Below are 25,484 nucleotides of genomic sequence, written 5' to 3'. Positions count from 1 at the left end.
CCTGGCGAGCCGAGGCGGTTAGCGACCGGCCAGGGCCAGAGCGGCAGGATCAGGCCGACCGGTCGGACGTGGAGGGGGATGCGTGATGAGTCCGCTGTGGATTGTGATCATCGTGGTCGGGGGCTTGCTCGTGGTCGGCGGGCTGCTCACCTGGATGGTCCTGTGGCTGCGCAACTCGTACCAGGCCGAGGAAGAGCGTTTCATGGCCCGGCTACGCGAGGAGTTGCCGAGGCGGGGCTGGACGTTCGTGGCACGTGATGACCGGTATGCCGAGGTGTTCAACGAGGTGCAGCGCTACACCGAGCTGAACCCGATGATCGTCGGCTTCGACCGGCGGCCCAGTGCCTCGCAGGCCCACGACATCGTCACCGGGCAGCACCGCGGCAGGCCGTTCCTGGGTGCGAAGTTCTTCGTCAAGGATCCGATGGACAGTGGCACCAACGGTTCCTGGGGTTATCGCAACGTCATCTGGGTTCGGTTGCCCGGGCCGCGGCCGACGTTGGAGGTGCGCAAGGTGTTCCGGTTGCAGAGTGCGGTGAACGACGGCCTCGGGGTGGGAGACATCCGGGTCGGTCAGCCGGAGTTCGACCGTGCCTACCAGGTCACGGCCGAGGACGAGCGGTTCGCGCGGGCGGTGCTGACGCCGCAGCTGGTGGAGTTCCTGTTGCGGGATCCTCGGCACTGTCAGGGGTTCTGGATCCGCGGGGCGCAGTTCGACGTGTACGACAACTTCGCCGAGCAGCGGGATCCGGACGCGTTGCTGCCCGCGCTGGACCTGCGTTGCGACCTGCTCGACCGGATGTCGCCCGCCGCCTGGGCCTAAGAGCCGGGGCCGAGCAAGGCGCGCAGGGCCGCGCGGTTGGGGATGCCGAGTTTTCGGTAGGTGGCGCTGAGGTGGGTTTCCACCGTGCGCATGGTCAGGTGCAGCTCCTCCGCGATCCGCCGGTTGCTCAGTCCGCCCGCGGCCAGCTCGGCCACTCGCCGTTCCCCCGAACTGAGCGCCGCGGTGCCGGCCGCCGGGGTCTGCTTGGGGCGGGCGCCGGTGGCGACCAGGCGTTCCCTGGCCAGTTCGGCCAGGCGGACCGCGCCGCAGCGTTCCGCTTCCTCCAGGCAGCGGCGCAGCGCGGTGCGGGCGCCGCGGATGTCCTCGGTCTCGATGCGGAGCTCGCCCAGGGTGAGCAGGCTGGCCGCTAGTTCCAGGGGGGCGGTGATGCCGCTGAGCAACTCGACCGACTTGCGGAGGTTGGCCTCGCCCTCTGGGCCTCGGCGGGTCAGGCCGGTCAGGCGCAGGGCGGTGCCCAGGCCGCGGGGGGTGCCCCAGCGGTGGGCGCTGGCCAGGGCCTGGGCGGCGATCTCGGCGGCCTTGTCGGGGTGGCCCTGGGCGTGCAGGGCTTCCACCGCCCAGACCCGCCAGGGCAGCATCACGGGGTTCTCGTAGCCGAACTCGCGCAGGTGGTCGGCCGCGGTGAGCAGGTCGGCCAGGCCCTCGGCCGGTTCGCCGCAGGCCATCCGGACCCTGGCCCGCACGGTTTGGTAGAACGCGCCGGCGAAACCCTGGTCGCAGGTGTGCTCCAGCTCGGCGGCGATCATCCGGCGGCGGGCCAGCTCCGGTTCGTTCAGCTCGATCAGCAGGTCGCTCTGCACCGCCACCGGCACCGTGCCCAGGTAGCCCCACTGCTCCAGCGGCAGCATCTCCAGCGCGGACTCCGCGTAGCTCAGCGCCGCCGACAGCGCCCCGGTGAACTGGGCCAGCTGCGCCCGGTGGGACAGCAACAGCGCCAGGCTGAGCAGCGCGTGCGTGCGCCGGGACTCCGCGATCGCCTTGTCGCACAACCGGACCGCCACATCCAGCTGCTCGGTCCAGGTCAGCACCAGGCTGACCGGACCGGCCAGCGGCGAGGTCAGCTCGGCGGTGGTGCGCGGGATGGCCAGCCCGGCCAGCCTGGCCGCCTCGGCCACCGGGTCGCCGCCCATGCCCGAGGCGAAGGCCAGCGCGCTGAGCAGGCAGCGCTCGCCCGCGGTGTCGCCGGGCAGGTCGGCGCCGGGCCGCTTCACCCGCGCCGGGCCCTCCTGCTCGCTGATGGACACGATCAGCCTGCGCCCGGTCAACGTGTTGGCCAGGTCGGGATCCAGTGGGGCGACCTCGTCGGCGGCCCTGGCCAGCATCGCGATCGCCTCGTCGTGGCGGGTCAGGCGGGCCAGCGCGTCGGAGAGCACCTCGGCCATGGCCGCCTTCAGCCTGGGGTCGGTGACCTCGTCGAAGACCTCGAGCAGGCGGTCGACCCCGGCGGCGGGGTTGCTGAACGCCTCGGCCATGCCCAGGCCGACCACGATGCCGGTGCGGGCCTCCGGCGGCGGCGGTTCGGCCAGCGCGCGGCGCAGGTACTCCGCCGCGCCGTCGGGCGCGCCCCGGCGGGCCGCCTGGGCCGCGGCCGCGCAGAGGGTGCCCAGCACCCAGCTGTCGCCGGCCGGCGGCACCAGCAGCAGGTGCGCGCACACCTCCTCCAGCGGCGCGCTGGCATCGTGCAGCGCGGTGGCCGCGGCGTGGTGCAGCCGGGCCCGTTCGTCCTCGGCCAGCTCGGTGTAGACGGCCTCGCGCACCGCGGGGTGGTTCCAGCGCAGCACCGGGTCGCAGCGCAGCAGACCGGCCTGCCACAGGTGGTCCTCGGCCGCGCGGCCCTCCGGCCCGGTGATTCCGGCCAGCCGGGCGGGCAGCTCGGCCGAGGCGGCCTCGCCGAGCACGCTGAGCGCGCGGGCGAAGGCGACCGTGGCCGCGGGCAGCCGGGTCAGCCAGCTGCCCAGGCTGTGCGCGAACACTTGGCCGGTCAGCGAACCCGCACGCTCCAGCGGGGAGTCGCCGATGGACATCGAGGCCAGCAGGGTGCGCACCATCAGCGGGTTGCCGCCGCTGATCTGGTGGCAGGCCTTGGCCAGGCCGGGATCGGCGGACTCGGGCAGCATCCGGGCGACCGCGGCGGGCGAGAGCAGCCGGGGCCGGATCAGCACGCAGTCCGGGTCGGTGACCAGGCTGCCCAGCACGTCCTCGGCCTCGGCGGGTCCGTCGGTGCGCCGGGTCAGCACCAGCAGCACCGGCGCCTCGGCCAGCCGGGTGCGCATGTAGCGCAGCCAGCGCAGGGAAGGGGCGTCGGCCAGGTCGGCGTCGTCGAGCACCAGCACCAGCGGCCGCTCGCGGGTCAGGTTGGCGGCCAGCCGGTACAGCCCGTGCAGCACCGCGAACGGCGCGTTCTCCAGCGCCACCACGTCCGGTCCAGGCTCGGCCCCGGCCAGCACCTGGCGGACCGGTTCGGCGCCACCGGCCAGCAGCGCCTCCCGCCGGTCCTCGGGCAGGCGGCACAGCAGCGGGGAGAACAGCTGCCGCACCACACCGAAGGCGAACCGGCGCTGCAGCTCGGTGCCCCGGGCGCGCAGCACGGTCGCCGAGCGCACATCCGCGACGAACTCGTCCAGCAGGCTGGTCCGCCCGATCCCGGCGGGTCCCTCCACCACGACCACGCGCAGCTGCCCGCCTCGGGCCCGCTCCGCTTCCTCGGCCAGCAGGGCGGTTTCGGCGCCGCGATCCCAGAGCTCCATCGCCACGGAGAGTAACACCGGGTAACCCATTTACTGCGTGTAGTGGTGATCAACGCCACCGCCACTCGAACGGCCCAGAGGTTTTCTCGTGGTGATTCCACGGTGTTACGAGCGGTGGAAACCCGCAATCTGGTCGCGGCCGGTCGCCGGGACCGGCAGCCGCAGAGTGAGCAGGAGCGAACCAGTGACCTCACCGCAGACGCAGGTCAGCACGCCGGGCATGCAGAAGGCGGCCGGTGACTTCGAGGCCGCGCTGAGCACCTCGCTGTCCCAGCTGAGCAAGATGCAGACCGAGATCGGCTCCATCCGCTCGGCCTGGGAAGGCGCGGCCTCCAGCAAGTACCAGACCGCGCTGGACAGCTGGTGCCAGCACTTCAGCAACATCGCCCGCCAGCTGGACACCATGCACGAGACGCTGATCGGCAACAAGAACACCTACGAGGTCGGCGAGGCCTACAACGAGCAGATGGCGGGCAACCCCTTCGGCGGCCAGAACCTCGGCATCTGAGTTCCCGCACCGTCCCCCATCCGCACGCGCACCATCAGGAGCTTCGCCATGTCCGTATTCCGCATCCACCCCTCGCGCATCCAGGCCGTGCTGGCCAACATGCAGGCCGTTGACACCCAGATCCGCAGCATGCTGACCAGGCTTGAGCAGGACGCCACCAAGAACATGGCCGACTGGCAGAGCCAGGCCAAGGACGCCTATACCTCCTGCAAGCAGAGCTGGGACGCCTCGGCCAGCCAGATGCCGGTGCAGCTGGCCAACGCGCGCAACTCCCTCAACGAGATCCTGGCCAACTACAACGCCATGGAACAGCAGGGCATGAACATGTGGTCCGGTAACGGCGTCGGAAAGCGCTGACCATGCCCAAGCTCGACAACGATCCCAAGTACAGCAAGCACCAGCCGATGGACCCGCCGCCGCCACCGTCGACCAAGCAGTGGACGGAGAACCCGGCCGACAAGCCCGCTGAGGGCAAGCCGGAGAACCCCACCCCGCCCGAGGTGAAAACGGTGCGGGACGGGGGATCCGGCGGCGGCGACGTCTCGGTGGACACCGAGGTGCTGCGCCGCTTCGCCGCCGCGGCCGAGGACTGGAAGACCCACGTCACCACGGCCAAGAACGCGCTGGACACCATCGATGTGCGGCCCACCGGCACCGAGGCCTTCACCGAGGGCGCCAACATCAAGCGCCTGGTCAACGGCGACGGGCTGCGCGGGCAGTACCAGAAGAACCTGATGGACCTCATCGACGCCTTCGCCGCGCTGTCCACCGGGTTGCTGGAGCTGGGCAAGAAGTACGAGAGCACCGAGGAGCTGAACGCCAAGGGCGCGGACGAGCTGGGCAAGGTGCTGGCCAACGCCGGGCGCTACCTGCCGGGCGGCGCCACGCCGCCACCTCCTCCGCCACCACCGCCGTCGAAGGGTCAGTGAGCCATGGCGGACAAGATCAAGATCCCTGAGGCGCAGCAGACCAACCCCGGTGTGTGGCAGCCGACCGGGGGCGCCGGCAGTGGCGGCCGGACCGACTTCAGCGGCTGGCAGTGGCGGGCGATCGAGTCCGCGATCACCGGCGGCGCAGACGGCGGCACCGGGGCTGATTTCGCCCAGCTGGGCCAGAACGTGACCCCGCAGTCGCTGTGGAACGCGGCCAACCAGTTCCAGAAGGTCAAGGTGATCTTCGAGGCGCTGCACAAGGCGGTGACCGAGAGCACCAAGGCCGTCGGCGGCGAGGGCGCGGCGTGGCAGGGGCCTGCCGCGCAGTCCTTCCGTGGCTTCCTGGACCGCTTCGGCACCGTGCTGCGGGCACACGCCGAGGAGCTCGCGGGCGGGCCCGGCGGGCAGCGTTCGGTGCCGGACCAGCTGTTCCAGGCCGGGAACCGGCTCAACGAGGCGCAGTGGAAGATCCAGCTGATCACCAACCACTACGTCGCCGAGGCCAAGCGGCTCGGCGCGCCGACCAAGGACGGGGTGACGAGCTGGAGCCAGACCACGCTGGTGCCCGGCAACACCATCCCGAAGATGGCCGGCGACGACATGCGCAAGGTCATCCAGGGCCTGGCCGACCACTACTACGACCGCACCGCGCCCGCGCTCAAGCCGCCGAACCTGCAGAACTACCCGAACCCCAACGGCAGCGGCGGCGACAAGCCACCGCCGAAGACGGATCCGCCGCCCAAGACGGACCCGCCGCCGAAGACCGATCCGCCGCCGCCGGGGCCGGAGAACCCCGACATCAAGGGTCCCAACGTTCCTGAGGGCGTCAACGGCCCGAACGTGCCCAACGGCAGCAACGGGTCCAACGGCCCGAACTCGGTCACGCCGCCGCCCACCGGCGACGGGCCGAACCTGCCCAAGCCGGTCAACCCGGACGAGCTCGGCCTGAAGAACCCGAACACCAACCTCGCCGGTGTCGGCACGCTGCCGCCGCCCACCCTCAACGGCGGCTCGGTCGCGCCGTTCACCGGTGGCGGCGGCGGGGGTGGCGGTGGCGGACCGCTGCCCGTCGGTGGCGGTGGCGGCGGCGCGATGCCGTTCCTGCCGCCGCCCGGCACCGGTGGCGGCGGCCGGGGCGGGGTCTCGCCCTACGACGCCAAGTCGGTCGGCAAGTTCGGCGGCGGTGGCGCGGCCGGGATGCCGCCGCTGGGCGGGATGCCGATGGGCGGTGGCGCGCCCGGCGGCAAGGGGCCGGACGGGAAACCGTTGCCGCCCAAGGGAAAGATCACTCCATTCACCGGATCCGGGGTGTCCAAGGGCGCGCGAGTGGGTAGCGCCGCTCATCCGCTCGGCGCCTACCCCGGCGCCGGAGGCACGGGTGGCTCCGCCGGGCCGCTCGGGCCGATGGTCCCTGGTGGCGGTGCCGCCCCCAGCGGTCAGCAGGAACGGGAACGCCTCACCTGGCTGGTCGAGGACGAGGACGTCTGGGGCGCTGACCCCCAACTCCCCCCGGGCGTGCTCGGTCGTCCCGAACACCACTGACCGGGCGCCGCCCGGGACCACACCACGCCCCCGTGGCCAGACCGCGCGTGCTGGCCACGGGGGCCCTTGGAAGGCAGTCACATGTCCAACCCCTTTCAGCAGGAGATCGACGAGCTGCTGGCCGGCTACCAGGAGCAGCGGGCCAAGCTCGGCGAGATGCAGCGTGCGCTGGCCCAGGTGCGCGCCACCGCGACCGCCAGCGGGCACAGCGTCGAGGTGACCGTCGGCGCGCACGGCGACATCCTGGAGCTCGCCTTCCCCTCCGGCGCGTACCGGCGGATGGCGCCCAGCGAGCTGGCCGCGGTGCTGCTGGAGACCATCGACTCGGCCAAGGCCAAGGCCGCCACCGAGGTCGCGGAACTGCTGGCCCCGTTCACCGCGGGCCAGGAGGACATGCTGGCCGCCTTCCGCACCGAGGGCGTGGCCGCCTTCGTGCCCGAACAGCCGCCGATGCCGGACGCGGTGCGGCACTACCTCAAGCACGGCACGCCCACGGGCGAGGACAGGCGGGGCTGACGATGTCACAGGGCACCTTCGGCGCCGACACCGACGCGATCGCCAGGGCAGGCGCGAGTTTCAGCCAGCTGGCCGACGCGGCCGAGCGGATGGCCGCGGTGCTGGCGACCCAGATCACCAGTGTCGGCGAGTGCTGGGGCGATGACCAGATCGGCAAGCAGTTCGCCAAGGACTACCTGCCGGCCAGGGCGCAGGTCCTGGAGGCGTTGCCCGGCATCGCGAAGGTGCTGCGCAAGACCGGCGACGGGGTGACCCTGATGAGCAAGGGCCTTGCCAACGGCGAGGAGCAGGCCAAGCTGGTCAGCGACCTGCTCAGCCGGGTTTCCGGTGACGCGCCTGCCAGCGGCCAGCCCGGCACCGGCGGTCAGCACGGTTCGGGCGGGGGCGGCCGCCGATGAGCCTGCAGATGCCAGGAGCCTTGCTGTGGCTGGTGCCGATCGTGGTCGGCGACCAGTGGCCCAAGGGCGATGAGGACCAGCTGCGCAGGCTGGCCGACGCCTGGGACGGAGCCAACCGCGACCTCACCGCGCTGGCCGCGCAGCTGGACGCCCCCACCGCGCAGCTGCTGGCGGCGTTGCAGGGACAGGCCGCGGAGCAGTTCCGGCTGTTCATGGGCAAGTTCCGCGCCTCGGTGCCCGCGGTGGCCAAGACCTCGGCCAACCTCGGCAAGGGCGCGAGGGACGTGGCCCTTGAGGTCGAGTACGCCAAGCTGATGATCATCGCCACCCTGGTCTGGCTGGCGGTGCAGATCGCCCAGCTGGCGTTCTGGGTCGCGGCCAGCCTGGGCACCGCCGCACCCGCCGCCGCGGCCGCACAGGCGGCGCTGACCACCTCGGCCCGGATGGTGATCAAGCAGGTGCTGCAACGGCTTTTCCTGGCCGTGGTGCAGGGTGTGATCTTCCAGGTCGGTATGGACGTGGTGGTGCAGGGCCTGCAGATGCTGATGGGTACCCGCACCGAGTGGGACACCAAGAAGACCCTGGACGCGCTCAAGGCCGGTGCGGTCGGCGGCCTGATCGGCTTCGGCCTGGGCGGGATCGGCAACAAGGTCGCGCCGAAGTTCTTCAACGAGAAGAACGTCCTGGGCAGCGGCATCAAGGGCGGCCTGCACGAGTACCTGACCAGCGTCGCGCTGGACCCGAACAACGCCTCGCTGTACAACCTCAGCGCGGGCGGCATCGAGGGCATGGTCGAGGGCGGCACCGGCAAGTTCAAGCACCGCGCCAGGGGCGGCGGCGGCTCCGGCACCGGTGGGGACATGGGCGACCTCGGCGACCTGCCCAACCCCGGTGACATCACCATGCCCGACCTGAACCCCAGCACCACGACCAGTTCCGAGGGTCCCACGCCGGGCGGATCGCAGTCCACTGTGGAAACTCCGCCCACGTCGCCGACCCCGAGCACCTCGAACGACCCGAACACCTCGAACCAGTCGCCGCCCCCGCAGTCCCAGCGCAGCCCGTCACCCCAGCCGAACCCGACGCAGCCCAACCCGACCCAGCCCAACCCGACGCAGCCGAATCCTTCCCAGCCCCAGCCCAATCCGACCCAACCGAACCCGACCCAGCCCGACCCGCCGCAGCCCACGCCGCCGCAAACCACCACGCCGCAACCCGATCCGTCGAACCCCGAGCCAACGCGACCGGACCCCTCGCAACCCACCCCCACGCAGCCAGACCCGTCGAAACCCACCCCGCAGCCCGACCCCAGCCAGCCCACGCCCCCCAACCCCACCTCAACCCAGCCGGACCCATCCCAGCCCACCCCGCCCCAGCCAACCTCCACCCACCCCGACCCGTCCCAGCCCACCCCACCCCAGCCGGAAACCAGCCACCCCGAACCCACCCAGCCCCAGCCGACCTCCACCCAGCCCGACCCCGGCAACACCCGCCCCGCCCCGCCGGATCCCCATACCCCCCAACCCGAAACCCACAACCAGCACATCCCCCAGCCCACCCCCGACCTGTCCCCGGTCAACCCGCACACCCACACCGCCGCCACCGACCTCACCACTCCACCCACCACCACCCCGCCTCCCGCCACCACCCCAGACCCGTCCCGCACTGCCTACGAGAACCTGCCACCCCGCCAGCGCGACCAGCTCGACAAACACGGCGCTCTCCCCGTCCCGGTCCCCGGCACCACCCCGCTGCTCACCTTCAGGGAAGCCCTCAAAGCCACCCTGCCCAAGGGCGAGACCCACCGCCTCGACCGGATCACCGACACCGCCACCACCGAGCAGGACATCGCCAAGGCCACCGGCCTCCAGGTGCACGTGATCGAGCCGGACGGCAGGTTCACCCGGCACGGCGAGCCCACCGGCCTGCCGGTGCACGTGGTGCGCACGGAGTCCCAGCTGTACCAGGGCATCACCGAGACCGTCCACATCGGACGGCCGGGCATCAGCTACCCCGGTCCGTCCCGTACGGTGGCGCATGGTGAGGACCGGCTGGTGCACCGCAGCGACATGGAGATCGAGACCATCGGCGGCGAGCACTTCGTCCGGGTCTACACCGCCATCGTCAACCCGGCCAAGTTCCCCGAGCAGCCGGGCAAGCGGGTCACCTCGCCGTTCAAGGACATCCAGCAGAACCCGGTCAACGGCCAGCTGAGCATCTCGCCGGGCAACAACCCGCAGCTGTGGGCAGGCGTCGGCCGCCCGATCAGGGCGATGCAGTGGCTGGCCAAGTATGTGGTGACCGACGGGGCCACGCTCTCCCCGAGGCTGCGCTCCTTCCTGGTGCCGCTCAACGACTACCAGCGGATCGCCGGCGGGACCGCGGTGGAGGGCAGCACCGGCAGCAATCCCGCCACGCACAGCTTCAACGTCGACCAGCGGGCCGACAGCAACCAGTTCGGCATCGGCGGCAAGCACCTGGACGCGCTGATCGAGCACGCCCGGCCCGGTTCGCTGGAGACCTACCTGCCGTACTCGAAGACCCCGCCGCCGCTGGACGAGCTGGGCGGGCGGGTCCGGCCGGTGGCCGACCTGTACGAGCGGGTCGGGCTGAGCCGGAAGTTCCGCCCGGACGTGCTCGGCATGGCCTACAACCCGTGGCTGACCGAGAAGAGCGCGGGCGGCGTCGGTTTCCGAAACGATCCGGGTGAGCTGCACCGGATCGCCTCGGACCTGCGCGAGCATTACCTCACCTGGCAGCAGAACCAGGCCCCGGCGGGCACCACGATCCCGGATGCGCTGATCCAGCCGGATGCCACCCAGTTCCCCGGCGGCACCACGACCCCCTTGCCGGACCAGAGCCCGTCCACGCGGCAGCGGCGGCTGAACGAGTTCCTCAACACCGTCGGTCCCGGCAAGGCCACCGTGGCCGCGGTCGAGTCGCAGGTGCTCGCCGCCAGCGAGGTCGTGGTGCGCGAACAGCTGCACAAGATGCCGGCCACCCAGCCTGCTGATGCCGGTGCGGTGCTGACCGCGGTGCGGGGCAGCCTGCTCGCCGACGGGCTGAACGCCGGACTGGCCGCGGTGCGCGTCCCGCTCGCCCGCAACTCGCTGGCCGAGTTCCAGAAGATGGTGCAGCACGGGCCGGGCAAGGTGAACAAGGTCCAGGTGTCCTTCGCCGACGGTGTGCTGGAGCCGCTGGCCAAGGCGGTGTGGGACGGGACCACCGTGAAGAAGCGCCAGTTCGCGGGCATCGGCACCCAGCCGGACCTCAGCCTGCTCACCGAGCCGAGCCGCAACGCGCTCGCTGAGATCGTGCTGCCCCAGGTGAAAGCGGCCGTGCAGCGGCAGCTCACGCCGGAGGCCTTGCAGGAGCTGGACAAGCTCTCGGGCCGGGGCGCCGGCTGGCTCAGCGGTGATCGGCTGGCGAAGTTCCAGGAGCTGGTGCTGCGCGACCTCCGCGACGAGGTGGGCGGCTCCGCGCTGCAGATCGACCCGGCCAAGCTGCCGCCGGCCCAGCGGGAGAAGCTCTTCGGCGACAACGTGCCCGTGCCGGAGCTGGAGATCGGCAAGAAGCAGCTGACCGAGGCGCTGGGACCGAAGATCATCAGTCCGGCCACCGCCGAGGCGCTGGCCGACTTCCGTGAGCAGAACCTGTTGGGCCGCAACGCCGAGGACCTGCGCACCCTGGTGCGGGAGAACGTGCTGGACCGGCTGAGCACGGCCACCGAGCAGGCGCTCAACGAGCGGGCGCTGATGCGGCTGCTGGACCAGCGGCAGCGCGCGGAGCTGGCCACCACAGTCGCTACCCAGGTCAGCGCGCGGGTGACCGAGGGGCTGAAGTCCTTCGTCTTCACCGACATCGACCCGGCCGGGGTGACCAAGCTGATGCGCCGCCTGCCGGAGCTGGCCTCCCAGGCTGAGATCGGCGCGCTGCTGGCCGCGGACGCCGACCGGATCAAGGTCGACTTCAACTCCCGGATGTGGAACCCGGACAAGGTCGCCGCGGTGCTTGCGGATGCGGCGAAGTCGGCCAGGGGCAACGGGATCGACCTGGTCGCCTCGGTCGGCCTGAACCGGGTCGCGGTGGACTTCGACCGGCAGCGGTGGAGCCCGGAGCGGATCACCGAGCTGGGGGAGCGCCTGACCGCGGTGGTCACCGGCCAGGGTGTCGGCGCGCTGACCCTCGACCCCGACGCGATCACCTTGCGGTTCCCGGACGGCACACTGGGCAACGCGAACAAGGCCACCGCCCTGACCAAGCTCCTGGACGACGCGGTCAGCAAGTCCAAGCTCACCGGGCAGGTGCGGGCCGATCCCGCCACCAACCGGATCACGGTGGAGTTCGGCGGCCCGATCGTCGCGGACACGCTGACCGAGAACCTGAACAAGGCGATCAACGAGTCGAAGCTCGACGTGCGGGTGGAACCGCGTCCGGCCAGGTTCCGGATCGACTTCGACGTCAAGATCAGCGATCCCGGCAAGGTCAGCGACGTCAAGGCGGACCTGGCCGAGGTGGCCAGGCAGGAGGGCGCCGGCCTCGTGTCCACTGTGGACACCACGAACAACACCGTGGGGTTCGAGTCCCGGCTGTGGGACCAGGCCAAGGTTGACGGCCTGCTGGCGAAACTCGGCCCCGTGGTGGAGAGCTCGGGACTGGGCAAGGTGGTCGCCGACCCGGCCGCGATCGCGGTGGAGCTCTCGCGCCCGCTGCCGGATGCGGACCTGAACCGGCTCGGCGCGAAGCTGAAGCGGGCGCTTGACGGGCGGATCAGCGCCGAGATCACCGCCGACACCGCCAACTTGCTCACGGTGCGGTTCACCTCCCCGCCGACCGACCAGGCTCTGCTCGCCCAGGTGCTGCGCGACCTGGAAACCGCGAGCACAACGCCGGACCAGACTCCGACGCTGACGCCGCGGCCCGGCCAGTTCCGGGTCGAGCTGACCACCCAGCACGCGGACCCGGCGCGGGTCGCCGAACTGACCAGGGCGGTGCGCGAGCTCGCCAAGCAGGAGGGCGTCAGCGCGCTGCTGACCGGCGACGGCGGGCTCACCCTCGACCTCCGCTCCCGGCTGGCCGATGAGCGCCGGGTGGCGAACCTGACCAGGGGTGTCAGCCAGGTGATCGCCAAGGCCGAGATCGGCGGGCTGGTGACCACCACCGGCGACGGCAGGCTGACGGTGGCGTACCAGCCCAGGCTGCTGGGCACCGAGGCGGACCCGTTCCCCAACGACTACGCGCGCTGGCGGGCCGAGCAGGAGCAGACCCGGCTGACCCAGCGGGCCACCGGGGACGCGCTGAAGGCGTTGCTGGACAGCGACGACACCCCCGAGCACAAGGCCACCGCGCTGGTCCAGCGGCTGATCGCGGACTTCCACGCGGACCTGGACCACAAGTTCGACGAGGTGTGCACCAAGCACACCATGAAACCGGTGCGCACCCAGGAGACCAAGGACGCGTTCACCTTCTACGAGCACGCGCAGATGGTGCTCGGCCAGTACCTCAAGCTCACCGCGCTGGAGAACGACGGCACCCGGTTCGTGCCGGTGGAGGCGCTGGCCAAGGCGATCCTGTTCCACGACATCGAGAAGGTCAACGCCAAGAACCAGTTCGGCGAGGGCTACGAGGCGCACGACCGGGAACCCGAGCACCTGCTCGCGGTGCAGCTGATGCAGCGCTTCCGCGGCCTGTGGAGCAACGACCGGGACTTCCGGCTGGCCACCGCGATCGTGGACTCCGACCCGTTCGGCTTCTACCTGCGCGGCAAGCTGTCCAAAGAGGACACCTTCGCCTTCATCGACCGGTTGGCTCGCAAGTACGGCGAGGGCACCCCGGCCGAGACCAGGAAGCTGTTCGAGGAGTTCCACCAGTACTACCAGGCGGACTTCTCCTCCTACACCAGGTACAGCAGCTATCTCGACCGAGCTGGTCAGCAACAGACCGGGCCGAACCACTTCAGCAACCGGTTCGCCACCGACCCCCAGGACCGGCCGCTGTTCACCCCGGACGGCCGGACCCTCCAGTACGCCGCACCCACCGACGGCGGCCCGTCGCTGAAGCAGATGTTCGAGGACCTGCGCGCGCTGTTCGCCACCGACGAGGCCATCCAGCAGCAGCGCGCGGCCGAGACCCGGCCCGCACCGACCGGCCCGCCTGCCGACACCACCAGCCGCGGCTGGCCGGAACCGAAGGTGGACAACGGACCCAAGGTCGCCGACGACGAGGGCTGGCGGCACAGCGAACGCGACCACGCGCCCTGGTTCGACCGCGCGGACACCGCGCTGAACCGCGCCGACTGGGCCGGGGCCAGGCAGAACGCGCCGGTGCGCACGGTCAGCACGAGTGTGCTGGACGTGCGCGGCGACGCCCGGTTCAAAGCAGCCCAGAACGCGCCGGTGACCAGTGGACTGGTGCCGCACTACGAAGGCCTGATCCGCTACGACCACCGGCGGATCGAGGTGCCGGGCCGCGGCGCGGTGCAGGAGTTCACGCTGCGGGTGCACCTGGCCGCCGAGGGCAGGGTCACCCATGAGCAGGTCGAACAGGTCAAGCAGCGGGCCCAGGACGGGGTGCGCAGGCTGCTCGACCAGGGCCACCGCCTGCCCGGCGGCGACCAGTTCGCCGCCACCGTGGAGTTCGTGGACCGGCCGGAGCTCGCGCACACCACGGTCAAGGTCGGCGAACAGGGCCGGGGCACCCAGCAGCACTGGCCGGTCACCGCCTCGGACTCGGTGCTGGCACACGAGATCGCGCACTACTTCGGCCTGCCCGACGAGTACGCCGAACGCTCCATCCCCGGCCAGCCGGACACCGCCCGCGTGTTGCTGCGTCCGCGCGGCGACGTCCACCCCAGCGGCGTGCACCAGGACTCCGGCCTGATGGGCGTGCGGGTGCACGAGGACGACGTGCGGCTGATGCCCCGGCACCTGTGGCTGATCAACCGGATCGCCGAGGGGGTGCTGCCGGCGCACGGCATCGAGCCGGTGCTCGCACCGCAGCGGACCCAGCTGGACCGGCACGGCGTGGACCCCGTCCCGGTCCGCGGCGGCACCCGGCTGGAGACCTTCGCCAACGCCCTGGACACCGGACTGTCCACAGTGGAGAGCGGGCCGCGGCAGCTGCTGCGCGCGCACGCGGCCACCGCCACCAGCGAGCAGGCGCTGGCCGAGGCGGCCGGGCTGCAGGTGCACGTGTTCGAGCGCGACGGCGGCTTCAGCACCTTCGGCCCGCCCACCGGTGTGCCCGTGCACGTGCTGCGCGCCGCCGACGGCCGCTACCAAGGGGTGGTGGAGAACGTCCACATCGGACGGCCGGACATCAGCTATCCCGGCTCCAGCCGGATCACCGAGGGCGACAAGCTGGCCGCCCTGCACCGCAGCGAGATGGAGATCGAGACCATTCGCGGCGAGCACTTCGTCCGCCTCTACACCGCGGTCTTCAAGCCGGAGACGTTCCCGGCCGGGCAGCTGGGCCAGCAGGTCCTCTCCGACTTCAAGGACATCCAACAGGACCCGGACAGCGGGCTGGTGCACATCTCCAGCGGCGCCAACGGCGGGCTGTGGGCAGGCGGCGGACGGCCGCTGCGCGCGGTGCAGTGGCTGGCCAAGTACCTGGAAGACGCGAAACAGCCGAAGATGCAGGCGCTCAATCCCCAGCCGGTGCTGCGCTCCTGGCTGGTGCCGCTGGAGACGTACCAGCGGTTCACCCAGGAGACCGCGGTGGAGGGCCCCACCGGTTCGGTGCTGCACAAGAACACCGTCAACGTCGACCAGCGCGGGGACGGCAACCAGTTCGGCATCGGCGGCGGGCACCTCGGCCCGCTGATGGCCACCGCCCGCCCTGGCTCCCTGATCACCTACCTGCCCACCGGGCAGAAGACGCTGGGCCAGGCCGAACGGGCCGGGCGGATCCGGCCGGTCGCCGACCTCTACGAGCGCCTCGGCCTCGACCGGAACTTCAGCCCTGACCCGGCGCGCACGCCGCTGGCCTACAACCCGTGGTTCGCCGCCACCCGCGAGGAGGACGGCACCGAGGTCTTCGACGGCTTCCGCAACGACCCGAACCAGCTGCACCGGCTCGCGGCGGACCTGCGCGAGCACTACTACACCTGGCTGGAAACCCAGTCCGCGCACGGCACCCGGTTCCCCGAGGCCCTGTTCGAGCGGGACGCCACCCAGATCCCCGGTGACACCGAGACCTCGCTGCCGGACCTCAGCCCGCCCGCGCGGGAGAAGCGGCTCAACGAGTTCCTCAACACCCACGGCCCCGGCGCGGACATGGTCGCCGCGGTCGCCGAACAGGTGCTCAAGCCCAGCGCGGGCACCCTGCCGGACGGGCTCACCGCGCCACCCCTGGCCGATTCGGGCCGGGTGCTGGCGACCGTGCGGGACAGCGTGGTGCAAGCCGTGCTGGACAACGGACTCCGCGAGCTGGACGCCTTCCTGCGCCAGGGCACCCCCAGCGGCACGGTCCCCAAGACCGGCACCGCGATCGTGGACCTGGTGCGCAGAACCGGCAAGCCGGGCAAGAAGCCGACCTCGTTCGAGGACCTGGTGCTCAACCCGCTGAGCGACGCGCTGGCCTTCGGGGCTCCGGTCAAGGGCACGGACCAGCGCACCGGTGGCCTCGTCAACCACCCGGACCTGGCCCTGCTCACCGAGGACAGCAGGCACGCACTGGCCACCGAGATCCGCCCGCACCTGAAAGCCGCGCTACAGCAGCAGTTCCAGGACCTGAGCACGTTGCCGGAGCCGACCCGGGCCCAGGGCAAGAAGCAGAGCTGGCTCTACGGTGAGCGGGCGCGGGCCTTCCGGGAGCGGGTCGTGGCCGACGCGCGCGGCCGCCTGGACGAGGTGACCCTGCCACCGTTGCAGGTCAAGACCGAGTCGCTGCCCGTGGTGTTGCGCGAGCAGGTGCTCGGCCCGGTGACCGACGCCGCGCTCACCGCCTTCCGGCAGCAGGACCTGGCCCGCTCCAGCGCCGACCAGCTGCGCGAGCTGGTGGTGGGCGAGGTGCTCGCGGAGCTGACCAGGCAGACCGAGCAGGCCCTGGGCAACCACCCGGTGCTGGCCGTGCTGGACCCGGAGTTCCAGCGGTCCCTTGCCCGGCAGGTGCCCCAGCTGGCCAGGGACCGGGCCGAGGTGGCACTGGCCGGGTTCACCTTCCGCCAGGTCGAGCAGACCGAGATCACCAAGCTGATGCAGGGCCTGCCGGAACTGGCCACCCAGGCCGAGATCGGCGCGGTGCTGGCCGCCGACGTGGACCGCACGAAGATCGACTTCAACGTGCCGGTCTTCGACCCGGCGAAGCTGGAACGGATGATGGCCAACCTGGGCAAGGCGATCAGCACCGCGGACCGGGGTGCGACGGTGACCCTGGAGGTCCAGCGGTTCACCGTCCGGTTCGCCCCCGAACTCCTCAACCCGGCCCTGCTGGACGGACTGGCCGCGACGCTGACCAACGTGGCCCGGCAGGTCAGGCCGGGCGGCACGGCCGTGGTGGCCGGGGACACCGTCGAGATCACCTTTGCCGACAACCGGTTCGACGCGAAGACCTGGGAGAAGGCCAACGCGGACCTGCGCAAGGCCGCGGGCACGGTCAGGATGGGCGCCGAGCTGAACCCCGTCCTGGGCAACGTGGTGGTCGAGTCGACGGTCACACCTGACCAGCTGCCCAGGCTGACCACGAGCCTGAACCAGGTGGCCACCGCCGCGGACATCGGCGCCCGCCTGACCCAGGACAACGGCCGCTTCACGGTGAGCTTCGACCAAGACCTGCTGCTCCAGCGCCCTGCCGCGTTCCCCAACAGCTACGCCGAGTGGAAGGCAAACCGGGACCAGGTGTGGCGGGAGCAGCGCGCCACCGGCGAGGCGCTGAACCGGATGCTCGCCGAGGGCCGCTCCACCCGGGAGCTGGTGGAACTGTTGCGCACCAAGTACCCCGAGGACCTGGCCCGCAAGTTCGACGCGGTGTGCACCGAGCCGCGCACCCCGGACAAGGGCCCGGACCGCACGCCCAGCCAGCCCAACGGGCACACCTTCCACGAGCACGCGCAGATGGTGCTGGGCCAGTACCTCAAGCTCACCGCGCACGAGTCGCACGCAGACAGGTTCGTGCCGGTGGAGGCCTTCGCCAAGGCGATCCTGTTCCACGACATCGAGAAGAACAATGCCAAGAACCAGTTCGGCGACGGCTATGAGGTGCACGACCGGGAACCCGAGCACCTGCTGGCCGCGCAGCTCATGCGGCACTTCCGCGGATTGTGGAGCAGTGAGCGGGACTTCCGGCTGGCCGTCGCGGTGATGGACTCCGACCCGTTCGGCTTCTACCTGCGCGGCAAGCTCACCGCCGATGAGACCTTCGCCTTCCTGGACCGGCTGGCCCGCAGGCACGGCGAGGGCACCCCGGCCGAGACCAGGAAGCTGTTCGAGGAGTTCCACCAGTACTACCAGGCGGACTTCTCCTCCTACACCAGGAACAGCAGCTTCCTCGACGCGGACGGCCACGAGCACCGGGGCCCCAACGCCTTCACCAACCGCTTCGTCCCCGACGGCGAGGAGCTGGCGCGCACCCCGGACAACCGGCACTTCCGCTACTCCGGCGAGGCGGGCAACGACGCCAAGATGGCCGAGCTCACCGCCATGTTCGCCACCGACGAGATCCTGCTGGCGCACCGGGACCGGCTGGGCAGCGACAGCCAGCCGACCCCCGCCGAGCTCGCCCCGCCGGACGTGTCCCGGCCCGAGCCGATCGCACTGTCCACACCGGACCTGACGCTCGTGCCCACCGGCGAGGTCTTCCTGTTGCGCGACAACCACGGCGGCAGCTGGCCGCCACTGGACCTGCCCGCGACCCAGCAGCACACCCTGCTGGTGGCCACCGCCCGCGGCCTGACCCCGGCCGAGATCGCCGAGGCCGCCGGCCAGCTGCCCGGCCAGGCGCGCATCGTGCTCACCCAGCGCGACGCTGCCTGGACCGCGCGCCAGCTCGCCGACCAGCTCGGCCGGCCGGTGCTCGCGGTGAACGGGACCAGCGACGGCGACGCGGTGCGCGTCTTCGACCTGGACCCCGAGGGCTGGGCGCCCTACGCCCAGCTGCTCCAGCACGCCCCCAGCAACACCGCCGAGGCGCCGCAGGTGGCCGCGGTGCTGCCGCCGGAGCGGTGGCTGGCGCCGGGCCACGGACTGACCAGGGTGGATGAGAACACCTTCCGCTCCGGCGACACGCTGGTGCGGGTGGTGCCCTCCGGGCTGGTGCTGCACCACGCCGATGATGTGTCCACTTCGGACGATCGTGGGCTGTGGAGCAGGCAGGCGGGCTCGGCCGGTCCGGTGGTCACTCTCGGCCTGGGCGGGACCACGCCGGAGCGGCTGGCCGAGGTCCGCGCGGTGTGGCAGCGGCTGCGGTCGCACCTGCTGGACCAGCCGGTCGAGGAACGCGAGAAGGCAGGCCTGCCAGGATGAACCGCACCGCCGCCACCTGCCTGACCGCCCTGCTGCTGCTCGCCACCGGCCTGCCCGCCGCTGCCCAGCCCGCGCCGGGCGACCCGGTCGCGCCGCCGCTCACCCCGCCGGGCGGCCTGTCCGGCAAATGCCTGCCCGGCTCCACCTCGCTGGTCGCCCAGGTGCCGTGGGCGCAGCACCGCCTTGCCCCGCAACGGGTCTGGTCGCTGACCAGGGGAGCGGGCCAGCTGGTCGCCGTGGTGGACACCGGGGTGGACGGCTCGGTGCCGCAGCTGTCCGGCCGGGTGCAGGAGGAGCTGGACGTCACCGGCAGCCCCAAGTCCATTGTGGACTGCCCGGGGCACGGCACCTTCGTGGCCGGGATCATCGCGGCCAGACCCGCCACGGGGGTCGGCTTCGCCGGGATCGCGCCGGACGCCCGGATCCTGCCCATCCGGCAGTCGGTGGGCACCTCCGACGGCACGGTCAGCGGCATCGCCAAGGGCATCCGGCTGGCCGTGGACAAGGGGGCCGGGGTGGTCAACGTGTCGGTCACCTCGGTCTACGGCACCGACGAGCTGCGTGCCGCGGTCCGCTACGCCGCCGAGCGCAACGTGCTGGTGGTCGCCGCCGCGGCCAACAACGCCCAGGACGGCAACCCGGTCAGCTATCCCGCGGCCTACCCCGAGGTGCTCGCGGTGGGCGCGATCGGCCAGCAGGGCAACCGGTCCCAGTTCTCCGAGGCCGGTGACTTCCTGGACCTGGCCGCACCGGGGGAGGGCGTGATCAGCGTCGGCCCGCGCGGCCCAGGCCACTTCCAGGACAACGGCACCAGCTACTCCGCGCCGTTCGTGGCTGGAGTCGCCGCACTCGTGCGCGCCTACCGGCCCGAGCTGACCGCGACCCAGGTCAAGCACCGCCTGGAAGCCACCGCCGACCCGCCGCCCCGCCGCGCCCCCGACCGGGAACTGGGCTGGGGCGTGGTCAACCCGCACAACGCGGTCACCGCCGTGCTGCCCGAGGAACAGGGCGCACGGACCGCCAAACCGGGACCGGTGACCGTGCCCGCCCGCGCGCCGGAAGGCCCCGGCGACCCCCGCGTCCTGCGTGCCGCGCTGGTGGCCGCCGCCGCAGTGCTGCTGGCAGGCGCGGCCGCCATCGGCTGGGTGGTGCTGCCCATGGGAAGACGACGCCGCTGGCGCGCAGCAAGTTCGACTAGGGAGCAACGGTGAGCACCATCCAGATCGCCCGGCCACCGCGCCGCCCGGCTCCGCCGCTGCCGCGCGGCGAGCTGGAACTCCAGGAGCCGCCCGCGCTGCCGGAGGCGCAGGCCGCCGACATCAGCATGGCCATGACCTACCTGCCGATGGCGCTGGGCTCCGGCGCGACCGTGCTGCTGTTCGCCAACCCCGGCGCCGGGCCGGTCACCTACATCGCCTCCGGGCTGATGGCGGTCTCCACCATCGGCATGCTGGTCATGCAGCTGGGCCGCGCCGCCGGTGACCGCAAGCGCAAGCTCAAGGGCGAGCGGCGGGACTACCTGCGCTACCTCAGCCAGGTGCGCAAGCAGGTGCGCAAGGCCATCCTGGAGCACCGGGTCGCGCTCACCTACGACCACCCCGACCCGGCCCGGCTGTGGACCATCGCGGCCGGCCCCCGGCTGTGGGAACGCAGGCCCTCCGACGACGACTTCGCCGAGATCAGGGTGGGCACCGGCACTCAGCGCTCGCTGATCCGCCTGGTGCCGCCGGAGACCCGGCCGGTGGAGGACCTGGAACCGTTGTGCGCCAGCGCGCTGCGCCGGTTCATCCGGGCCTACACCTCTGTGCCGGACACCCCGACCGCGCTGTACCTGCGCGGCTTCGCCCACATCGGCGTCACCGGGACCGAGGACCGGCCGCGCGCCCTGCTGCGCGCGATGATCGCTCAGCTGGTCACCTTCCACGCGCCGGAGGAGCTGCGGATCGCGCTGCTGGCCGGTCCGGAGCGGGCTGGGGACTGGGCCTGGCTGAAGTGGCTGCCGCACGCCGCCCACCCCACCGACAATGACGCCGCGGGCGAGGTCCGGCTCTACGCCGCCGACCACGACGAGCTGATGTCCTTGCTGGGCCCCGCGTTCACCGAGCGCCCTGGCTTCGACCGCACCGCGGCCCCGCACGCCCGCGAGCCCTTCACCGTGGTGCTGCTGGACGGGACCGAACTGCCCGAGCACTCCCGGTTGCGGCAGGGCGGACTGCGCAACACCGTGGTGCTGGAGGCCGCCGCCGACCCCGAGCAGCTCACCGGCTGCGACCTGGTGCTGCACACCGAAGACGGCCGGCTGTCCACTATGGACAACTACGGCCGCAGGCCGCTGGGGTTGCCGGACGGGCTCAGCGCGACCAAGGCCGAGGCGCTGGCCCGCAGGCTCAGCCCCTACCGCACCGGTGGCGTCCCGGATGCCGCCGAACCGCTCTCCGCCGACTTCGACCTGGCCCAGCTGCTCGGCATCGGCGACCCGCGCGACTTCGACGTGCACGCGCTGTGGCGCAGCAACTCCCGCTGGGGCAAGCTGCGGCTGCCGATCGGCCTGTCGGTGGACGGATCGGTGGTGGAGCTGGACATCAAGGAGTCCGCGCAGGGCGGCATGGGCCCGCACGGCGTGCTCATCGGCGCCACCGGCTCCGGCAAGAGCGAGCTGCTGCGCACCCTGGTGATCACCCTCGCGGTCACCCACTCCTCCGAGCTGCTCAACTTCGTGCTGGTGGACTTCAAGGGCGGCGCGACCTTCCTCGGCATGGAACAGCTGCCGCACACCTCCGCGGTGATCACCAACCTGGCCGACGAGCTGCCGCTGGTGGACCGCATGCAGGACGCCCTGCACGGTGAGCTGGTCCGGCGCCAGGAACTGTTGCGGCGCAGCGGGCACAGCTCACTGCGCGAGTACGAGGCGGCCCGCGCGCAGGGCGCCACCCTGGACCCGATGCCCACCCTGTTCCTGGTGGTGGACGAGTTCAGCGAGCTGCTGGCCAGCAAGGCCGAGTTCATGGACCTGTTCGTGATGATCGGCCGGCTCGGCCGCTCGCTCGGCGTGCACCTGCTGCTGGCCTCGCAACGACTCGACGAGGGCCGCATCCACCAGCTGGAGTCACACCTGTCCTACCGGATCGCGCTGCGCACCTTCTCCGCCATGGAGTCCCGCAGCGTGCTCGGCGTGCCCGATGCCTACGAGCTGCCCTCCGCACCCGGCAACGGCTTCCTCAAGTACGACACCACCACCCTGGTCCGGTTCAAGGCCGGTTACGTCTCCGCCCCGCCCGCCGCCCCGGCCGCCACCGGCGGACCCGCCCCGCTGCGCCGCGCCGCCGAGGTCCGCCCGCTCGGCCTGACCCACCAGCCCCTCGCCCCGGCCGAACCGGTCACCGGAGCCGAGGAAACCGCCTCGCCGCAACAAGATGGCAGCCTGTTGGACGTCCTCATCGGACGGTTGCGCGGCCAAGGCCCACCGGCCAGGCAGGTGTGGCTGCCGCCGCTGGCTGAGACGCCGAGCCTGGACAGCCTGCTGCCCGGCCTGGACCCCAGCCCCGAGCACGGCCTGACCGCGCTGGACTGGCCCGGCCGCGGCAGGTTGCAGGCCCCGGTCGGCGTGGTGGACCGGCCCTTCGAGCAGGTGCGCGACCTGCTCATCGCCGACCTCTCCGGCGGCGCCGGTCACGTCGGCGTGGTGGGCGCGCCGCAGTCCGGCAAGAGCACCCTGGTCCGCACCCTGCTGATGGCCCTTGCGGTCACGCACAGCCCGCACGAGGTCCAGTTCTACGCGCTGGACTTCGGCGGTGGCGCGCTCGGCGCGCTCAACGGCCTGCCGCACCTCGGCTCGGTGGCCGGTCGCCTGGACACCGACCGGGTGCGCCGCACCATCGCCGAGCTCAGCGCCCTGCTGGAACGCCGCGAACAGGACTTCGCCCGCCTGGGCATCGACTCGATGTCCGCCTACCGCGCACTCCGCCGTGAGTCCACTGTGGACGATCCGTACGGTGACGTGTTCCTGGTGGTGGACGGCTGGTTCACGCTGCGCCAGGACTACGAGGACCTGGAGAGCAGGCTCTCCGAGCTGGCCTCCCGCGGCCTCGGCTACGGCATCCACCTGGTGGTCACCGCCAACCGCTGGTCGGAGATCCGGCCCTGGCTGCGCGACCTGCTCGGCACCCGCTACGAGCTGCGCCTGGGCGATCCGCTGGAGTCCGAGATCGGCAGCCGGATCGCGGCCAGCGTGCCCAAGGAACCCGGCCGTGGCCTGACCTCCGACGGCCTGCACTTCCTCGGCGCGCTGCCCAGGGTCGACGGCGGCACCGGTGTGGAGGACCTCCAGCTGGCCACCAAGGTGATGATCGGCGAGCTGACCGCCTGCTGGCCGGGCGAACCCGCCCCGCCGGTCCGGCTGCTGCCGCTGGAACTGCCCGTGGCCGACCTGCCCGAGCCCGACGGCGACCTGCGGATCGCGCTGGGCTGGGACGAGCAGCGGCTCGCCCCGGTGCACCACGACTTCGAGACCAGCCCGCACCTGATGGTCTTCGGCGACACCGAGACCGGCAAGACCGGCCTGCTGCGCATGCTGATCCAGGCCATCCTGCGCCGCTACACCCCGGCCGAGGCGCGCATCCTGCTCGGCGACGTGCGCCGCGAGCTGGCCGAGGAGGTGCCGGAGGAGTACAAGATCGGCTACGCGGTCAGCGGACCGGCACTGGCCGACCTGGCGGTCAAGGCCGCCGGTTCCATGCACAAACGCCTGCCCGGCCCGGAGATCACCCCCGACCGGCTGCGCCGCCGCGACTGGTGGCAGGGGCCGCGGCTGTTCGTGCTGGTCGACGACTACGAGCTCTTCGGCGGCGGCATCGGTGGCCCGCTGGAGGTCCTCGATCCGTTCTTGGCCCAGGGCGCGGACATCGGCCTGCACCTGGTCACCGCGCGCAGCAGCTCCAGCGCCATCAGGGCGATGATGGACCCGGTGCTGCGGCGCATGTGGGAACTGGGCAGCCCCGGCCTGCTGCTCTCCTATCCCAAGGAGGAGGGCAAGTTCCTCGGCGAGGCCCCGCCCCGCCAACTGCCCCCCGGCCGCGCGCAGCTGGTCACCCGCCGCGGCGTGTCCCTCATCCAGCTCGGCCACTGTCCCGCCCCCAGCCAGGAGTCCCGATGACCACCGCCGCCCACCCGGCCGACCAGCTCTGCCGGCTCACCGTGGCCGCACCCGGCGGCCGCGCCGATCTCGCCGTGCCCCAGGACATCCCGCTGGCCGAGCTGCTGCCCGTGCTGCTCCGGCACGTCGACCCCGGCCTCACCGTGGCCGCCGGCGGCGAACGGGAGTGGGTGCTGCAACGCCTCGGCGACACGCCACTGGACACCGACGCCACCCCGGCCGCGCTCGGCCTGCGCGACGGCGAGGTGCTGCACCTGCGCCCGGCACGGATCCCGTTGCCCGCCATCGGTTTTGACGACCTCACCGACGGCGTTGGGGTGGCCATCCGGGGCCGGGCGGACCGGTGGCGGCCGGAGCTGACCCGGTGGCTGTTCCTCGGCCTGGCCGCGACCACGTTGCTGGTGCTGCTCATCGCGCTGCTCACCGTGCCCGGCCCGCTGTGGCTGCGCGCCGCCGGATCCGGCGTGGTCGCGGTGCTGCTGCTGGCCGCGGGCGCGATCGCCTCCCGCGCGATCGGCGACGCCCCGGTGGCCGCCCAGCTCGGCCTGGCCGCCGCCCCGTTCGCCGCGGTGGCCGGATCCTTGGTGCCGGGAACGGGATTCGGTGCGCCCAACCTGCTCGGCGCGGGTTCGGCGGCGATGGCCGCCACCGTGCTGGCCGTGCTCGCGGTGCGCACCGCGGTGCCGGTCTTCCTGGCCACCGGGGTGGCCGCGGTCGCCGCGGCCCTGGGCGGATTGCTCGTGCTGTGGCCAAAACTCAGCACCGGCGGTTCGGCCGCGGTGGTCGCCACTGTCGCGTTTGGACTGACCATGCTCGCGCCCGGCGTCGCCACCAGGATGGTGCGCCTGCGCCCACCGCAGCTGCCCGGCGGGGCCGAGGAGCTGCAAGAGGACATCGAACCGCTGTCCGAACCCGAGGTGCTGGCCAAGGCCAAGTCCGCCGACCGGCTGCTCACCGCGCTGCTGGCCGGTTCCGCCGTGGTGGTCGCCGCCTGCCTGCCGCCCGTGGTGGCGGCCCCCGGCTGGACCGCGCCCGCCTTCCTGGCCGCGATGTGCGCCGCGCTGCTGCTGCGTTCCCGGGTGCTGGTCAGCACCGGGCAGCGGCTCGCGGTGGCCCTGCCCGGCGCGGCCGGGTTCGCCGTGCTGCTGCACGCCGGGGCGCACGCGCCGCTGCCCGCGCTGCGGGTGATCTCCTTGGTAGGACTGGCCGTGCTGGCCGCGTTGCTGGTGCTCGGCGCCTGGCGGCTGCCCGGCAAACGGCTGCTGCCCTACTGGGGCCGGGCCGCCGACATCGGCGAGACCGCCGCCGCGATCGCCGTGGTGCCGCTGCTGCTCGCGGTGCTCGACGCGTACGCGCTGATCCGCGCACTGGCCGGGTGATCAC

Annotated in this window: 12 protein-coding genes; 11 read left to right on the top strand and 1 reads right to left on the bottom strand. The window is 72.1% G+C overall.

Going from position 1 to position 25,484, the window contains the following annotated elements:
- Positions 1-85: 85 nt before the first annotated feature.
- Positions 86-823: a hypothetical protein gene (locus ACWDY5_RS24040; RefSeq protein WP_449724415.1), complete on the top strand. Its 738-nt coding sequence runs from the start codon at positions 86-88 to the stop codon at positions 821-823.
- Here ACWDY5_RS24040 and ACWDY5_RS24035 read toward each other — a convergent pair.
- Positions 820-3,591 (bottom strand): ATP-binding protein, encoded by a 2,772-nt coding sequence (locus ACWDY5_RS24035; protein ID WP_449724414.1) that lies wholly within the window; start codon positions 3,589-3,591, stop codon positions 820-822. The genes ACWDY5_RS24040 and ACWDY5_RS24035 overlap by 4 nt on opposite strands.
- Before the next feature lie 184 nt (positions 3,592-3,775).
- Here ACWDY5_RS24035 and ACWDY5_RS24030 point away from each other — a divergent pair, with 184 nt between their 5' ends.
- From ACWDY5_RS24030 to eccD, 10 genes are all read left to right on the top strand, one after another.
- On the top strand, positions 3,776-4,099 hold the full coding sequence (locus ACWDY5_RS24030) for a WXG100 family type VII secretion target (RefSeq protein ID WP_252486690.1): 324 nt from the start codon (positions 3,776-3,778) through the stop codon (positions 4,097-4,099).
- A 48-nt stretch (positions 4,100-4,147) separates the two neighbouring features.
- Positions 4,148-4,456 carry a WXG100 family type VII secretion target gene (locus ACWDY5_RS24025; RefSeq protein ID WP_283659899.1) on the top strand — a complete coding sequence of 103 codons (309 nt, stop codon included), beginning with the start codon at positions 4,148-4,150 and terminating at the stop codon, positions 4,454-4,456.
- A gap of 2 nt (positions 4,457-4,458) precedes the next feature.
- On the top strand, positions 4,459-5,028 hold the full coding sequence (locus tag ACWDY5_RS24020; protein ID WP_252486692.1) for a hypothetical protein: 570 nt from the start codon (positions 4,459-4,461) through the stop codon (positions 5,026-5,028).
- A gap of 3 nt (positions 5,029-5,031) precedes the next feature.
- A complete protein-coding gene (locus tag ACWDY5_RS24015; RefSeq protein WP_449724413.1) occupies positions 5,032-6,573 on the top strand; it encodes a hypothetical protein in 1,542 nt (513 codons plus the stop codon).
- 81 nt (positions 6,574-6,654) lie between these two features.
- Positions 6,655-7,089 (top strand): YbaB/EbfC family nucleoid-associated protein, encoded by a 435-nt coding sequence (locus ACWDY5_RS24010; RefSeq protein WP_449724412.1) that lies wholly within the window; start codon positions 6,655-6,657, stop codon positions 7,087-7,089.
- A 2-nt stretch (positions 7,090-7,091) separates the two neighbouring features.
- On the top strand, positions 7,092-7,487 hold the full coding sequence (locus ACWDY5_RS24005; RefSeq protein WP_449724411.1) for a hypothetical protein: 396 nt from the start codon (positions 7,092-7,094) through the stop codon (positions 7,485-7,487).
- Entirely contained in the window at positions 7,484-18,949 is an 11,466-nt protein-coding gene (locus ACWDY5_RS24000) for a WXG100-like domain-containing protein (protein ID WP_449724410.1), read from the top strand. The genes ACWDY5_RS24005 and ACWDY5_RS24000 overlap by 4 nt, the downstream gene beginning before the upstream one ends.
- Positions 18,946-20,160 (top strand): type VII secretion-associated serine protease mycosin, encoded by a 1,215-nt coding sequence (gene mycP / locus ACWDY5_RS23995; RefSeq protein ID WP_449724409.1) that lies wholly within the window; start codon positions 18,946-18,948, stop codon positions 20,158-20,160. The genes ACWDY5_RS24000 and mycP overlap by 4 nt, the downstream gene beginning before the upstream one ends.
- A complete protein-coding gene (eccCa, locus tag ACWDY5_RS23990) occupies positions 20,157-24,101 on the top strand; it encodes a type VII secretion protein EccCa (RefSeq protein WP_449724408.1) in 3,945 nt (1,314 codons plus the stop codon). The genes mycP and eccCa overlap by 4 nt, the downstream gene beginning before the upstream one ends.
- The gene (gene eccD, locus ACWDY5_RS23985) at positions 24,098-25,480 is read left to right on the top strand and encodes a type VII secretion integral membrane protein EccD (protein ID WP_449724407.1); all 1,383 of its coding nucleotides are present in this window, start codon (positions 24,098-24,100) and stop codon (positions 25,478-25,480) included. The genes eccCa and eccD overlap by 4 nt, the downstream gene beginning before the upstream one ends.
- The last annotated feature ends 4 nt before the right edge of the window (positions 25,481-25,484 follow it).

The sequence above is a fragment of the Crossiella sp. NPDC003009 genome (assembly GCF_053591555.1).
Note: the sequence above shows the minus strand (reverse complement) of the source record. Positions and strands in the feature narration are given on the sequence as shown.